Origin of the sequence: Streptomyces sp. NRRL S-31 (assembly GCF_000718775.1) — a bacterium.
Classification (GTDB): Bacteria; Actinomycetota; Actinomycetes; order Streptomycetales; family Streptomycetaceae; genus Streptomyces.
On the sequence record NZ_JOCB01000056.1, the window covers coordinates 12,562 to 26,061 of the forward strand.

Annotated in this window: 13 protein-coding genes; 6 read left to right on the forward strand and 7 right to left on the reverse strand. The window is 73.1% G+C overall.

Annotated elements, in window-relative coordinates; genetic code table 11:
* The first annotated feature begins 71 nt into the window (after positions 1 to 71).
* The 5 genes from IF37_RS0121820 to IF37_RS0121840 all read left to right on the forward strand — a co-directional run bounded on the left by IF37_RS0121820 (position 72) and on the right by IF37_RS0121840 (position 5,288).
* Positions 72 to 1,442 carry a sugar ABC transporter substrate-binding protein gene (locus IF37_RS0121820; RefSeq protein WP_030745048.1) on the forward strand — a complete coding sequence of 457 codons (1,371 nt, stop codon included), beginning with the start codon at positions 72 to 74 and terminating at the stop codon, positions 1,440 to 1,442.
* On the forward strand, positions 1,439 to 2,374 hold the full coding sequence (locus IF37_RS0121825) for a carbohydrate ABC transporter permease (protein ID WP_030745049.1): 936 nt from the start codon (positions 1,439 to 1,441) through the stop codon (positions 2,372 to 2,374). Before IF37_RS0121820 ends, IF37_RS0121825 begins: the two co-directional genes overlap by 4 nt.
* A complete protein-coding gene (locus IF37_RS0121830) occupies positions 2,371 to 3,216 on the forward strand; it encodes a carbohydrate ABC transporter permease (protein WP_030745051.1) in 846 nt (281 codons plus the stop codon). The genes IF37_RS0121825 and IF37_RS0121830 overlap by 4 nt, the downstream gene beginning before the upstream one ends.
* Positions 3,213 to 4,202, forward strand: coding sequence for a zinc-dependent alcohol dehydrogenase family protein (locus IF37_RS0121835; RefSeq protein ID WP_030745053.1), 990 nt, complete (start codon positions 3,213 to 3,215; stop codon positions 4,200 to 4,202). The genes IF37_RS0121830 and IF37_RS0121835 overlap by 4 nt, the downstream gene beginning before the upstream one ends.
* Positions 4,203 to 4,286: 84 nt before the next feature.
* Positions 4,287 to 5,288, forward strand: coding sequence for a TerD family protein (locus IF37_RS0121840; protein ID WP_030745054.1), 1,002 nt, complete (start codon positions 4,287 to 4,289; stop codon positions 5,286 to 5,288).
* Positions 5,289 to 5,382: 94 nt separating this feature from the next.
* Here IF37_RS0121840 and IF37_RS0121845 read toward each other — a convergent pair whose 3' ends face one another.
* From IF37_RS0121845 to IF37_RS0121855, 3 genes are all read right to left on the reverse strand, one after another.
* The gene (locus IF37_RS0121845; RefSeq protein ID WP_030745056.1) at positions 5,383 to 5,952 is read right to left on the reverse strand and encodes a TetR/AcrR family transcriptional regulator; all 570 of its coding nucleotides are present in this window, start codon (positions 5,950 to 5,952) and stop codon (positions 5,383 to 5,385) included.
* A 202-nt stretch (positions 5,953 to 6,154) separates the two neighbouring features.
* On the reverse strand, positions 6,155 to 7,606 hold the full coding sequence (locus IF37_RS0121850) for an alkaline phosphatase PhoX (protein WP_030745058.1): 1,452 nt from the start codon (positions 7,604 to 7,606) through the stop codon (positions 6,155 to 6,157).
* A 392-nt stretch (positions 7,607 to 7,998) separates the two neighbouring features.
* Complete coding sequence (locus tag IF37_RS0121855; protein WP_030745060.1) at positions 7,999 to 9,423, reverse strand: hypothetical protein; 1,425 nt, start codon at positions 9,421 to 9,423, stop codon at positions 7,999 to 8,001.
* A gap of 267 nt (positions 9,424 to 9,690) precedes the next feature.
* Between IF37_RS0121855 and IF37_RS0121860 the strand changes: the two genes are divergently transcribed.
* Positions 9,691 to 11,517, forward strand: a complete 1,827-nt coding sequence (locus IF37_RS0121860; protein WP_030745062.1) for an endonuclease/exonuclease/phosphatase family protein — start codon at positions 9,691 to 9,693, stop codon at positions 11,515 to 11,517.
* A gap of 99 nt (positions 11,518 to 11,616) precedes the next feature.
* On the opposite strand, the gene IF37_RS0121865 is transcribed toward IF37_RS0121860, so the two are convergent.
* Genes IF37_RS0121865 through IF37_RS44990 form a run of 4 tightly spaced genes read right to left on the reverse strand, consistent with a single transcriptional unit; the run spans position 11,617 to position 13,482 of the window.
* Entirely contained in the window at positions 11,617 to 12,183 is a 567-nt protein-coding gene (locus IF37_RS0121865; protein ID WP_030745064.1) for a DUF3618 domain-containing protein, read from the reverse strand.
* The gene (locus IF37_RS0121870) at positions 12,180 to 12,599 is read right to left on the reverse strand and encodes a phage holin family protein (protein ID WP_030745066.1); all 420 of its coding nucleotides are present in this window, start codon (positions 12,597 to 12,599) and stop codon (positions 12,180 to 12,182) included. Before IF37_RS0121870 ends, IF37_RS0121865 begins: the two co-directional genes overlap by 4 nt.
* A gap of 53 nt (positions 12,600 to 12,652) precedes the next feature.
* Entirely contained in the window at positions 12,653 to 13,345 is a 693-nt protein-coding gene (locus tag IF37_RS0121875) for a hypothetical protein (protein WP_030745068.1), read from the reverse strand.
* Positions 13,342 to 13,482, reverse strand: a complete 141-nt coding sequence (locus IF37_RS44990; RefSeq protein WP_173456954.1) for a hypothetical protein — start codon at positions 13,480 to 13,482, stop codon at positions 13,342 to 13,344. Before IF37_RS44990 ends, IF37_RS0121875 begins: the two co-directional genes overlap by 4 nt.
* Positions 13,483 to 13,500: the final 18 nt, after the last annotated feature.

Genomic DNA, 13,500 nt, shown 5'->3' on the forward strand with positions numbered 1-13,500 from the left:
CCCCACACCCTCAAGAGCCCGATATCCACCGATACCTCCCCCTCAAGTCCCCATACCTCCAGGAGCGATCCATGCGCATCCCGAGCCGACGGAGGCCGCGAGCCACGCTCGCCGCGGTCGCCGCAGGGACGCTGCTCGCCCCGCTGCTCTCCGGCTGCTGGGCCGGTGCGGGCGGGACCGGTTCCGGCGGCGACGCCATCAACGTGCTGATGGTCAACAACCCGCAGATGACCGAGTTGCAGAAGCTGACCGCCGCCCACTTCACCAAGGACACCGGCATCAGGGTCAACTTCACGGTGCTGCCCGAGAACGACGTCCGCGACAAGATCAGCCAGGACTTCGCCAACCAGGCCGGCCAGTACGACGTGGCCACCCTGTCCAACTACGAGATACCGATCTACGCCCGCAACGGCTGGCTGCACGAGATGAACTCCTACGTGGCGAAGGACCCGGCCTACGACGAGCGGGACGTCCTCGGTCCGATGCGCGAGTCCCTCACCGCCGCCGACGGCAAGCTCTACGGGCAGCCCTTCTACGGCGAGTCGTCGTTCCTCATGTACCGCAAGGACGTGTTCGCGGCGAAGGGCCTGACGATGCCCGCCCACCCCACCTGGCGGCAGGTCGCCGACCTGGCGGCCCGGACGGACGGCGCCCGGCCCGGCATGCGGGGCATCTGCCTGCGCGGACTGCCGGGCTGGGGCGAGCTGATGGCGCCGCTGACCACCGTGGTGAACACGTTCGGCGGCACCTGGTTCGACAAGGACTGGACGGCGCGGCTCGACTCCCCCGCCTTCGAGAAGGCCACCAAGTTCTACGTCGGCCTGGTGCGCGGGCACGGCGAGTCCGGCGCCGCCCAGTCCGGCTTCGCCGAGTGCCTGAACAACATGACCCAGGGCAAGGTCGCCATGTGGTACGACGCCACCTCCGCGGCCGGCCTGCTGGAGGCGGACGGCTCCCCGGTGAAGGGGAGACTGGGCTACGCCCCCGCGCCCGTGGAGCGGACCGGCTCCTCAGGCTGGCTCTACACCTGGGCCTGGGGCATCCAGCACGCCTCCCGCAACCCGGACAAGGCATGGAAGTTCGTGTCCTGGGCGTCCGGGAAGGACTACGAGCGGCTGGTCGGCCGGACCAGCGGCTGGCCGAACGTCCCGGCGGGCAAGCGGGCGTCGACGTACGCGAACCCCGCCTACCGCGCGTCCGCCGCCGCCTTCCAGGAGATGACCCGGGAGGCCATCGAGAGCAGCCGCCCGAACGACCCCGGCGTACAGCCGCGCCCCGCGCCCGGCATCCAGTTCGTCGGCATCCCCGAGTTCACCGATCTGGGCACCAAGGTCTCGCAGGAGATCAGCGCTGCCATCGCCGGACGGCAGTCGGTCGACTCGGCCCTGAGGAAGTCCCAGCAGCTCGCCGAGCGGATCTCCGAGGAGTACGAGGGACGATGACCGCGACGACAGCCCCCTTCACGGCGACACCGGTACGCGCCGCGCGGCGGCCCTCCGCCCGCCTGCGCGCCTGGGCCACCCGGGCCCCGCTGCTGCCCGCCCTGGTCTTCATGATCATCGTGACCCAGCTGCCGTTCGTGGCCACGCTGGTGATCTCCTTCTTCGACTGGAACGCCCTCTATCCCAAGACCCGCCGCTTCACCGGCCTCGACAACTACCGCCAGGTCCTGACCGACGGCGCCCTGCGCCACTCGGTGTGGACGACCGTGCTGCTGACGGTGACGGTGGTCCTCGTCAGCCTGGTCCTCGGCCTGGCGCTGGCCCTGCTGCTGGACCGCCGGTTCCGCGGCCGGGGCCTCGTGCGCACCCTGCTGATCGCGCCGTTCCTGGTGGTCCCGGTGGCGGCGGCCCTGCTCTGGAAACATGTGCTGTACAACCCTGAATACGGCTTGCTCAACGGCTTGTTGCACTATGTCGGCGGGCCACAGCCCGACTGGATCTCACACACCCCGCTGCTCGCGGTCGAGGCCTCCCTGGTGTGGCAGTGGACGCCGTTCATGATGCTGATCCTGCTCGCCGGGCTGCAGAGCCGTGACCCCGAGCAGATCGAGGCGGCCCGGGTGGACGGTGCCGGCGACTGGCAGATCTTCCGTCACCTGACCCTCCCGCACCTGCGCCGCTACCTGGAACTCGGCGCCCTGCTGGGCTCGGTCTACATCGTGCAGAACTTCGACGCCGTCTTCACCATCACGTCCGGCGGACTGGGCACCGCCAACCTGCCCTACACCGTCTACCAGAGCTTCTACCAGGCCCACGAGAACGGCCTCGCCTCGGCCGCCGGCGTCCTGGTGGTCATCGGCTCGATCGTCATCGCGACCTTCGCCCTGCGCGTGGTGTCGTCCCTGTTCCGCGAGGAGGTGTCCGGCGCATGAGCGGCATCGCCGTGACGACCCGGAAGCGCAAGGCCCTGGGCGTCGGCCTGGTGGCCTGGCTGGCCGGCATCGTCTTCTTCCTGCCCGTCGCGTGGATGGCGCTGACGTCCTTCCACTCCGAGGCGGACGCGGCGGCCAACCCGCCCGCCTTCGGCGCCGCCCTCACCCTGGACGGCTACCGCGAGTTCTTCGGCGCGGGCGGCGGGGCCGACCCCTGGCCCGCGCTGATCAACTCGGCGGTCGCCTCGCTGGCCTCGACGCTCCTCGTGCTGCTCCTGGCGCTGCCGGCCGCGTACGCGCTGTCGATCCGGCGGGTGCGCAAGTGGACGGACGTCCTGTTCTTCTTCCTGTCCACGAAGATGCTGCCGGTCGTGGCCGGTCTGCTGCCGGTCTACCTGTTCGCGAAGAACACCGGGCTGCTCGACAACATCTGGTTCCTGGTCGTGCTGCACACCTCGATGAACCTGCCGATCGCGGTGTGGATGATGCAGTCGTTCCTCGCCGAGGTCCCGGTGGCGGTGATCGAGGCGGCGCGGATCGACGGCGCCCGGCTGCCGACGGTCCTCGCCCGCGTGGTGGCCCCGATCGCCCTGCCCGGCATCGCCGCCACCGCCCTGATCTGCTTCATCTTCAGCTGGAACGAACTGCTCTTCGCCCGGGTCCTGACGGGCGTGGTCGCCGAGACCGCCCCCGTCTTCCTGACCGGCTTCATCACCAGCCAGGGCCTGTTCCTGGCCAAGGTGTGCGCCGCGTCGCTCGTCATCTCCCTGCCGGTGCTCGCCGCGGGGTTCGCAGCCCAGGACAAGCTGGTCCAGGGCCTGTCGTTGGGAGCCGTGAAATGAAGGCCGCCGTCATCGAGTCCGTGGGCCGCGCCGTCGTCACCGAGGTCCCCGACCCGGCGCCAGGGCCCCGTGAGGTCGTCGTCGAGGTCGCCGCCTGCGGCCTGTGCGGCACCGATCTGCACATCCTCCAGGGTGAGTTCGCGCCCCGGCTGCCGATCGTCCCCGGGCACGAGTTCGCGGGCGAGGTGGTCGCGGTGGGCACCGGGGTCACCGAGGTGGCGACCGGCGACCGGGTGGCCGTGGACCCCTCGCTGTACTGCTACGAGTGCCGGTACTGCCGTACCGGACACAACAACCTGTGCGAGCGGTGGGCCGCCATCGGCGTGACGACGGCGGGCGGGGCGGCCCGGTACGCCGTCGCCCCCGTGGCGAACTGCGTGAAGCTGCCCGAGCACGTGCGCACCGAGGACGCGGCCCTGGTGGAGCCCCTGTCCTGCGCGGTGCGCGGCTACGACGTCCTGCGGTCCCGGCTGGGCGCGCACGTCCTGATCTACGGTTCCGGGACCATGGGTCTGATGATGCTGGAGCTGGCCAAGCGGACCGGCGCGGCGAGCGTGGACGTGGTGGACGTCAACCCGGACCGTCTGGAGACGGCCCGCCGGCTCGGCGTCTCGGGCGCGGCGGGCGGCGCGGACGAGCTGGACCGCCCGCAGGGCTGGGACGTGGTGGTGGACGCGACCGGAAACGCGGCGGCGATCCAGGACGGCCTGGGCCGGGTGGCGAAGGCGGGCACGTTCCTCCAGTTCGGGGTGGCGGACTACGCGGCGCGCGTGACCATCGACCCGTACCGCGTCTACAACCAGGAGATCACGATCACCGGTTCGATGGCCGTGCTGCACAGCTTCGAGCGGGCGGCGGAACTGTTCGCGGGCGGGGTGCTGGACCCCGAGGTGTTCATCAGCGACCGGGTCCCGCTGGAGCGCTACCCGCAGGCACTGGAGCAGTTCGCGGCCGGGGTGGGCCGGAAGATCGTGGTGGTGCCGTAGCGTGGGTTCCGGGCGGGTTCCGGCGGATTCCGACGGGTAAGGGAACGGTAAAGCGGCCTGGTTCGTTCACCCGGCATGACAGCTATGACCCCAGGCTCGAACATCCCTCTCCCGGCCGCGCGCGTGACGGTGGACGTCTCCGCCCCGGTGCGGCTCGACGTGTCGGGCCTGCTGCTCACCGGCGACGGCAAGGTGCGCTCCGACGACGACTTCATCTTCTACAACCAGCCGAGCGGCCCCGGTGTGACGTACCGGTCGGGCGGCGGCGCGGCCCCTGACGCGGTCACGGTCGACACCGCCGCCGTGCCGCCGGACATCGAGAAGATCGTCGTCACCGCCAGCCCGGACGCCGCCGGCCAGACCTTCCAGGGCATCGAGCCGACGGCCACGATCCGGGACGCGGACGGCGGCGCCGTGCTGGCGACGTTCACCCCGCCGCGGCCGGCCGCCGCGCCCGCAGCGCCGCCGCAGCCGGCGTCCCCGCCACCCGCGCCGGTGCCGGGCGCCGGGAAGATCAGCCTGGACAAGGGCCGGGTCAGCCTCCAGAAGAACCAGACCGTGTCCCTGGTCAAGGGCGGCCGGCCGCTGCTCTCGCAGGTGCGGATGGGGCTCGGCTGGGAGCCGGCGTTCCGCGGCAAGGACATCGACCTGGACGCCTCGGTCATCGCCTACGGCCCCCGGCGCGAGCTCATCGACAGCTGCTACTTCGGCAAGCTGACGATCCTGAACGGCGCGATCCGGCACTCCGGGGACAACCTGACCGGTGAGGGCGGGGGCGACGACGAGGCCATCACGGTCGACCTCGGCCGCCTGCCGCAGGAGGTCACCGGCCTGGTCTTCACGGTGAACTCCTTCTCCGGCCAGAAGTTCACGGAGGTCGCCAAGGCGTACTGCCGTCTGGTCGACGCGGCGACCGGCGAGGAACTGGTCCGCTTCGACCTCACCGGCGCGGAGCCCCGGACGGGCGTGCTGATGGCCAAGCTGGTCCGCCAGTTCTCCGGCGAGTGGGACATGACGGCGCTGGGCGACTTCGTGAAGGCGCGGACCGTGCGGAACATGGTGGAGCCGGGGGCCAAGGCCCTGTAACCGGGGCGCGGGCGGCCGCGCGGTTCCCCGCCCCTCGGGGAACCGCGGTGCCGCCGGCCGCACGGTCCGCCGGCACGGCGGGAAGGCCCGTGCCTCAGCCGGCCCGCAGTCCCTCCGCGAGCAGGGACAGATAGCGGCGGATCTCCGGCTCTCCCGCCCCCGCCAGCTCCGCCGCCGACCCCACACCATGGGCCAGCCGCAACACCTCGATCGGCTCGACGTCCCCCCGGAGCGAACCGGCCCGCTGCGCCGCACCCACCAGCCGGGCCACCGCGCCCTGCACCACGGTCCCGCACGCCGTCAGCGCCGCCGCGCTGCCGTCCGTCACCGTCGAGCTGAGCAGCGCCCGCATGCCCCGGGCTTGGATGGTGCCGACGCACAGCTCGTACAGCCACTCCAGCAGCGCCTCGCCCGGCGGCCGTTCCGCCGCCAGTTCGTCGGCCCGCGTTCCGAGCGCCTCGATCCGGTCCACGTACGCCGCCTCCAGCAGCGCCTGCCGGGTCGGGAAGTGCCGGTAGAGCGTGCCCGAGCCGACACCCGCCCGTTTGGCGATGTCGTCGAGCGACGCGTTCTCCCCATGCGCGGCGAAGGCTTCCGAAGCCACCTTCAGCAACCGCTCGTGATTGCGCCGAGCGTCCGCGCGCATGGGCCTGCCCTGCGTCATGCACCCACTCCCTCGCGGACGGGGACCCTCTCCGCATCCTATCGAGCGCCGGACACCGGCCACCGGCCCTCGTCCGGCGCGCGGCGCTCACCGGGGGGGGCGGGCCGGACGAGGAGAGATGACGAAGCCGCCGGGGCCGTCGGCTGCCGACGGCCCCGGCGGCCCGGGGAAGGGGGGTGCGCTCAGCCGCGCGGGGGCACGGTCACCGCTGCTGCCGCTTCCAGGGGCCGGTGATGGCGAGCATGATGCCGGGCGTCTGGATGTTGGCGTACAGGGTCCGGCCGTCGGGCGAGAAGGTGACGCCGGTGAACTCGCTGTACTCCGGCTCCTCGGCGGTGCCGATGTTCAGCTCGTTGCGGGCGATCGGGTAGGTCCGGCCGCTCTCGGTGGCGCCGAACAGGTGCTGGACGCCCTCGCCGTCCTCGGCGATGACCAGGCCGCCGTACGGGGAGACGGTGATGTTGTCCGGGCCGTCGAAGGCGCCGTCCGCGGACGGGTCGGGGTTCACGCCGAGCAGCACCTTCAGGGTGAGGGTGCGGCGCTTCGGGTCGTAGAACCAGACCTGGCCGTCATGCCGGACCGGACTCTCCGCGCGGGCGTAGGAGGAGACCACGTAGGCGCCGCCGTCGGCCCACCACATGCCCTCCAGCTTGCGGGCGCGGGTGACCTGGCCGTCGGTGAACTGCTTGCGGACGGACGTGGTGCGGGCGTCACGGTCGGGGACGTCCACCCAGTCCACGCCGTAGACGGTGCCGGTCCTGGTGGCGCGGGACAGGTCGTCCACGAACTTGCCGCCGGAGTCGAAGCACTTGAACGCCTGGAGCACACCGGCGTCGTCGGCGAGGGTGCGCAGCCTGCCGCGGCCGTGGCGGAAGCCCTCCGGCGGGGTCCAGCGGTAGAACAGGCCGTTGGGGCCCGAGGCGTCCTCGGTGAGGTAGAGGTGGCCGCGCTTGGGGTCGACCACGACGGCCTCGTGGGCGTAGCGGCCCAGGGCCTTGACGGGCTTGGGGTCGCGGTTGGCCCGGCGGTCCTCCGGGTCGACCTCGAAGACGTAGCCGTGGTCCTTGGTGAAGCCGTTCTTGCCGGCCTTGTCCTCGGTCTCCTCGCAGGTCAGCCAGGTGCCCCACGGGGTGCTGCCGCCCGCGCAGTTGGTGGCGGTACCGGCGATGCCCACCCACTCGGCGACCTGGCCGCCGCGGCGGACCTCGACCACCGTGCAGCCGCCCGCGGCCGCCGGGTCGTAGACGAGGCCCTCGGCGAGCGGCACCGGGTGCGGCCACTGGGCGCGGGCGCCGGCCAGCTCGTGGTTGTTGACGAGGAGGGTGGCGCCGCGGGGGCCTTCGAAGGTGGCGGTGCCGTCGTGGTTGGACGGCGTGAAATCGCCGGACTCCAGCTTGGTCCGGCCGCTGTAGGTGATGACGTCGTAACGGAAGCCGGCGGGCAGGGCCAGGATGCCGGCCGGGTCGGGGAGCAGCGGTCCGTAGCCGGGGCCGTGGTGGTGGCCGCCGTGCGCCGACCCGGCCCCGGCGCTCTCGGTCTCCGTGGCGGCGAGGGCGTTCGGCGCGGTGGCGAGGGCGCCGACGCTGCCCGCCAGGGCGACCCCGGCGCCGGTGATCGCTGAAGTCCTGGCGAAGTCCCTGCGGGTGAGCGACATGGTGTCTCCTGTGACGACGGTGGTGGTGCTGGGGAGGGTGGGGGACCTCGGTTCGGCGCACACGCTCCCGCCCGTCGCTGAACAGGAGTTGAACGCCGGGCTACCACCGTTGCGCTTGTTCCATGAATCCGTTTCCGGACACCCATGGCGGATCAAAGGAGACGTGCGGACCATGTGTGGCGCGGGCGGCAGCGGACCACCCCACCGGCGGCCCCGGCCGCGAACCACCTGCGCCGCGGGCGGGAACGGACCGCCTCACCGGCGGCCCCGGCCGCGAACCACCTGCACCGCAGGCGGGAACGAACCACGGCCGCGAACCACCTGCGGCGCGGGCGGCGGCGGGCCACTCGCCGACGTGCCCGGCGCGGGCCCGGCCACCGCCCGCCGACGGCTCACCCGCCCTGCTGGGAGCGCGCCTTGAACGCCGCCTTGCGCGCCTCCTTGGCCACCTTCTTGTCCGGGTGCAGCCGCCCCATCGCGTCCAGCACCTCGGCGGTGGCGGGGTGGTCCACCCGCCAGGCCGCCGCGAAGAACCCGCTGTGCTGGGCGGCCAGCCCCTCGGCCAGGTCCCGCAGCTCCGCGGAGTTGCCCTCGGCCTTCAGCTGCGCGGCGAGCGTGTCGACGGTCAGCCAGAACACCATCTCCTGCGACGGCGCCGGGACGTCCGCGGCGCCCCGCTCGCTCAGCCAGACCCGGGCGAGCCCGCCCAGCTCGGGGTCGTCCAGCACCTCCCGCAACGCGGGTTCGGCCTCGGCGTCCAGCAGCGACAGCGCCTGCTGGCAGCGCAGCCGGCGCAGCGGGGCGTCCGGGTCCGCGCCGCGTGCCGCGGCCAGCAACTCGCGTGCCGCGGCGAGCGGTTCGCGACGGCCCAGCCACTGCTCGGTCTCGGCCCGGGCGGCGGTGCGGCCGAACCGGGCGGTGCCGTCGAGCAGCGCGTCCGCGCCCTTGTCGACCAGCGCGCCGACGGCCGGCGCCTCGAACCCGGCCTCCAGCAGCCGTGCCCGCAGTCCGTACACACCGAGCGGGGTGAGCCGGACCATGCCGTAGCGGGAGACGTCGGTCTCGTCCACGGGCGCGGCGGGCTCCTCGTCGGCGTCGGCCATCAGGGCCTCGTCCACCGGCCGGTACGCCACGAGTCCGGACGGCTCCAGCGCGCGGAACTGGTCGTCCAGCCGCATCATCGCGTCGGAGACCTGCTCCAGGACGTCGTTGGTGGGCTCCCCCATGCCGTCGGGCACGAGCATCGACGCGGCGAGGGCGGGCAGCGGGACGGGGTCCTCGCCGGAGCCGTCGGCGCCGGCGGTCAGCAGGTAGAGGTTGCCGAGGACGCCGTCGAGGAACTCCGCGTCGGCCTCCGGGTTCCAGTCGAGTGACGTGAAATCGACCTCGCCGCCCTCCTCCAGCGCGTCGACCAGGTCGTCCAGGTCGGGGACGGCCGCGTCGGCGATGACGGTCTCCAGCGCGGCGAGCCACACCTGAAGCACGTCCCGCGGGGAGCCGGTGAGCCGCGCCAGCCCCTCCCCCGCGCGGACGGTGCCGGCCGCCTCGTCCACGATCTCGACCAGACCGGCGTCCACGGCGATCCGCCAGGCCTCACTGGCGTAGGCGGCGGCGTCGTCCCCGGTGAGTCCGAGCAGGTCGGCGGCGGCCGGCAGCTGCTCCTCGACCAGGGCCCCACCGGCGTCCACGCGGGTGCCGGGACCGGCCCAGCGGGCGAGGCGGGCGGCTCGGGAGAGCAACGGCGTGGACAGCGCGGCACGCGCCAGCTCCGCTTCGGGACGCAGCCGCGCGGGCGGCAGGGGGGAGCTGTCTGACATCGGCTGAATCTCCTCGGACCGAGAAACGGGCTCAGCCGCTCAGCCTAGACGGATATCCACCCATGCCGCCCGGTTCATCTCCCCGTAAGCATCCGTACATGGCCGAAACCTTGACAACTTCCCGGGCCAGGCAGGAGATTGACGCGCGTAGAAGTTGGGGGGACAACGGTTCACTCGGCTCTGCGCGTGTCACGGAGGGCCACCGGCCCGGCACGCTCCCGTTCCGTCCTCGTCCCGGCGCTCACGCATGTACCCGGAGGGAATCCCTTGCCGAGCAGGTCTTCCGCGCGCCTCGCCGCGCTCACCGTCGCCGCCGTATGCGGCGTGGCGTCCGCCGTCGTCCTCACCTCTCCCGCGCACGCCGACTCGGTGCGCGTCCACGACGTCCAGGGCACGACCCGGATATCCCCGTTCGCCGGGCAGAAGGTGACGGACGTGCCGGGCATCGTCACGGCCACGCGCACCTACGGCTCCTCCAAGGGCTTCTGGCTCCAGGACCCGGACCCGGACGACGATCCCGCCACCAGCGAGGGCGTGTTCGTCTTCACCAGCTCCACGCCGAAGGTCGCGGTCGGCGACTCGGTGACGGTGACCGGCACGGTGACCGAGTACGTGCCGGGCGGCGCCTCGTCCGGCAACCAGTCGCTGACGGAGATCACCAAGCCGGCCGTCACCACCGTCTCCACGGGCAACGCGCTCCCGGCGCCCACCGTGATCGACGCGGACTCGGTGCCGGACGCGTACACGCCACAGGGCGACAGCGCCGCGGCCGGCTCGGTCAACGGCCTGACTCTGGACCCGTCGGCGTACGCCCTGGACTACTACGAGTCCCTGGAGGGCATGAACGTCCAGGTCGCGGACGTCCGGGTGGTCACCGCGACCGACCCGTACAGCGAGCTGTGGGTCACCGTGAAGCCCGGGGAGCACCGCAGCCGCCGCGGCGGCACGGTCTACGGCTCCTACACGTCCCAGAACACCGGCCGCCTCCAGATCCAGTCGCTGGGCGCCACCGCCGACTTCCCCCAGGTGAACGTCGGAGACACCCTGAAGGGCAGCACCACCGGCCCGCTGGACTTCAACCAGTACGGCGGCTACACCCTGGTCGCGAGCCGGCTCGGCACCCCGGCCGACGGCGGCCTGGAGCGCGAGACGACGCGGCGGCAGGCGCGCGGCGAGCTGGCGGTGGCGACGTACAACGTCGAGAACCTCGACCCGTCGGACGCCACCTTCGACCGGCACGCCGCCGCGATCGTGAACCACCTGAGGTCGCCGGACATCGTGTCCCTGGAGGAGATCCAGGACAACAACGGAGCCAAGGACGACGGCACAGTCGACGCGGACCGGACCGTGACCAAGCTGATCGACGCGATCGTCGCGGCGGGCGGTCCGACGTACGACTGGCGCTCGGTCAACCCGGTCAACGACCAGGACGGCGGCGAGCCCGGCGGCAACATCCGCCAGGTGTTCCTGTTCAACCCGGAGCGGGTGTCCTTCGTGGACCGCGCGGGCGGCGGCCCGACCACCGCGGTCGGCGTCACCAAGGTGCACGGCAAGGCCCGGCTGACGGCCTCGCCGGGACGGATCGACCCGGCGAACGCGGCCTGGAGCAACAGCCGCAAGCCGCTGGCGGGAGAGTTCTCCTTCCGCGGCGAGACGGTCTTCGTGATCGCCAACCACCTCAACTCCAAGGGCGGCGACCAGGGCCTGACCTCGCAGTACCAGCCGCCGGTGCGCAGCTCGGAGGTGCAGCGGCACGCCCAGGCGACGGTGGTGAACGCGTTCGTCAAGGACATCCTGTCCGTGCAGAAGAACGCCGACGTCATCGCGCTCGGCGACATGAACGACTTCGAGTTCTCCGGGACCGCGCGGATCCTGGAGGGCGACGGCGAGCTGTGGTCGGCGATCGAGTCGCTGCCCCGGAACGAGCGCTACACCTACGACTACCAGGGCAACCAGCAGGTCCTGGACCAGATCCTGATCAGCCCGGCGATCCGGCGCGGCGGCGGCTTCGAGTACGACAGCGTGCACATCAACTCGGAGTTCCGCGACCAGATCAGCGACCACGACCCGCAGGTGCTGCGGTTCCGTCCGTGACATGTGCGGCGGGGCCGCCCGGGCACCCGCCCGGACGGCCCCGCCACGCCGGGTGACCGGCACTCGGTGGCGCGGCGCCGCTCCTGTCGAGCGGACCGTTCACGACCGGCGGTCGACCCGGCGCCAGATCACGGCCGCGCCCAGCACGGCGGCGCCCGCCGCGCACAGCAGCAGCGCCGGCCGCGGATGCCGCGACGCCGCGCCCATGGCCGACCGCACCGGGCGCGGCACCCGGGTGTCGGAGCGCGCGGTGCGACCGGCGCGCAGGGCCCGGTCCTGGAGGGCGTGCCCGCCCTGACCGGCCCGCTCCTGCACCAGGTGGCCCGCCTTCGCCATGCCGCCCTGCGCGCCATGGCCGGCCCGCACGGCGTGGTCCTGCATCAGCCGGCCGGCCCTCGCGGCCCGGCCCTGGACCAGGTGGCCCGCCCTGGCCGCCCGGCCCTGGACGCCGTGTCCCGCCTGTGCGGCGCCGACGCGCAGCTGGACGGTCATGGCGCCGGCCTTGTCGCGCAGGTCGGCGGCGCGGGCCAGGGCCCGGCCCTTCACATCGGCCCGGCCGACCAGCTGGGCGACGGTGTCACCCAGCTGGCCGCGGGTCTCCTCGATCTGCCGCCGCAGTTCGTCGGGGCCCTTGGCGCCCGAACCGTGCGGTTTCCTGTGCGTCATCGGTGTGCCCTTTCCCTGATCACGTCGACGTCCGCCTTGACGCTGCCGAGGGTCTTCTCGGGCGTGGGCGGGGCGGCGCGACGCAGCTGGGCACGGCCGGTGGCGGCCAGCAGACCGGCCACGGCGAAGAAGACCGCGGCCACGATCAGCGCCGCCGCCCACACGGGCAGCGCCAGAGAGAGGGCGGCGGCGGCCGCTCCGGCCAGGACGATCAGCCCGACGTAGCCGACGGCGCCCGCGGCGCCCAGCAGGCCGCCGCCGCGTCCGGCGTGGCGCCCCTTCTCCGTCAGTTCCTCCTTGGCGAGGGCGACCTCCTGGCGCAGCAGCCGGGAGAGCTGTTCGGTGGCCCGGCCGACGAGTTCCCCCGTGGAGAGGTGCCCGTCGGCCGCGGGACGTGGGTGTGAGGTCACGGTCACGGTGTTCCGCCTCCTCTCTGTGCGGAAGAGCCGGGTACCCGGGCCGAAGGTCCTTAGCCCCGCTCCCCGTCATCGGCCCCGGACCGGCCCAGGCGTGCCAGTTGGGTCTGGAACCAGTCGAGGCGGGCCTGCAACAGCGCGGCCTCGGCCACGAGTTCGGGTACGCCCGGTCCGCCGGCGGGGGTCGATCCGGTGGCCGCGGGCTCCGTACCACCGGCCGCGGTCACCCGCAGCCCCTGTCCGGCCAGCCGGGCGAACCCGGCGAGCGAGACGGACGGGCGCCCGCGCGCGCAGCCCGCGCAGACGGGGGCCAGGACCCGCCAGCCCGGCCGGCCCCAGCCGGCGTCGGCCAGCGCGACGGCGCCGGTGCCGCAGCCGCAGGGACCGGCCGTGGCCGAGCGCACCCGCTGCCGGGCGTAGCGGAAGCCGCGTTCGAAGCGGATGTAGGCGCCGAGGACCGCGACCTGAAGCAGGACGGCCGCCCGGTGCTCGGCGGTGCACAGCAGCGCCTCGGCGGCGGCCCGGTCGTGCACGCAGTGGAAGCCGCAGTCGCAGCGGCGCGCGGGCGGGCGGTGCCGCAGGCCGTAGACGCAGGAGGCGTCGTCGAGGACGGCGTACGGCAGGGCACCGCCGAGCGAGACACCGGTGAACCCGGCCCGGGTGCCGTCGTGGGACAGCACCGGGTGGGCGATCTTGTATCCGGTCGGCGGCTCCGTCGGGCGTTCCGCCGGGAGCCGCAGCCTCATCGGGCGGCCGGGACCTCTTCGCGGGCCGGCTCGGCCGGTTCGGCGTGGACGGTCTCCTCGGGGAGCGCCGGTTCCTCTTCGTGGACGGACGGCCGCTCCTCGGCGACCCCGGTGGCCAGTGCCTTGCCGAGTTTCATGGCGCCTCCCATGACCTG

What these genes read in the sequence shown, in the direction of transcription:
- IF37_RS0121830 (WP_030745051.1), top strand. Translation starts at nt 2,371, where the DNA reads ATGAGCGGCATCGCCGTGACGACCCGGAAGCGCAAGGCCCTGGGCGTC.
- IF37_RS0121825 (WP_030745049.1), top strand. Translation starts at nt 1,439, where the DNA reads ATGACCGCGACGACAGCCCCCTTCACGGCGACACCGGTACGCGCCGCG.
- IF37_RS0121840 (WP_030745054.1), top strand. Translation starts at nt 4,287, where the DNA reads ATGACCCCAGGCTCGAACATCCCTCTCCCGGCCGCGCGCGTGACGGTG.
- IF37_RS0121855 (WP_030745060.1), bottom strand. Translation starts at nt 9,423, where the DNA reads ATGTCAGACAGCTCCCCCCTGCCGCCCGCGCGGCTGCGTCCCGAAGCG.
- IF37_RS44990 (WP_173456954.1), bottom strand. Translation starts at nt 13,482, where the DNA reads ATGAAACTCGGCAAGGCACTGGCCACCGGGGTCGCCGAGGAGCGGCCG.
- IF37_RS0121835 (WP_030745053.1), top strand. Translation starts at nt 3,213, where the DNA reads ATGAAGGCCGCCGTCATCGAGTCCGTGGGCCGCGCCGTCGTCACCGAG.
- IF37_RS0121865 (WP_030745064.1), bottom strand. Translation starts at nt 12,183, where the DNA reads ATGACGCACAGGAAACCGCACGGTTCGGGCGCCAAGGGCCCCGACGAA.
- IF37_RS0121845 (WP_030745056.1), bottom strand. Translation starts at nt 5,952, where the DNA reads ATGACGCAGGGCAGGCCCATGCGCGCGGACGCTCGGCGCAATCACGAG.
- IF37_RS0121820 (WP_030745048.1), top strand. Translation starts at nt 72, where the DNA reads ATGCGCATCCCGAGCCGACGGAGGCCGCGAGCCACGCTCGCCGCGGTC.
- IF37_RS0121875 (WP_030745068.1), bottom strand. Translation starts at nt 13,345, where the DNA reads ATGAGGCTGCGGCTCCCGGCGGAACGCCCGACGGAGCCGCCGACCGGA.
- IF37_RS0121850 (WP_030745058.1), bottom strand. Translation starts at nt 7,606, where the DNA reads ATGTCGCTCACCCGCAGGGACTTCGCCAGGACTTCAGCGATCACCGGC.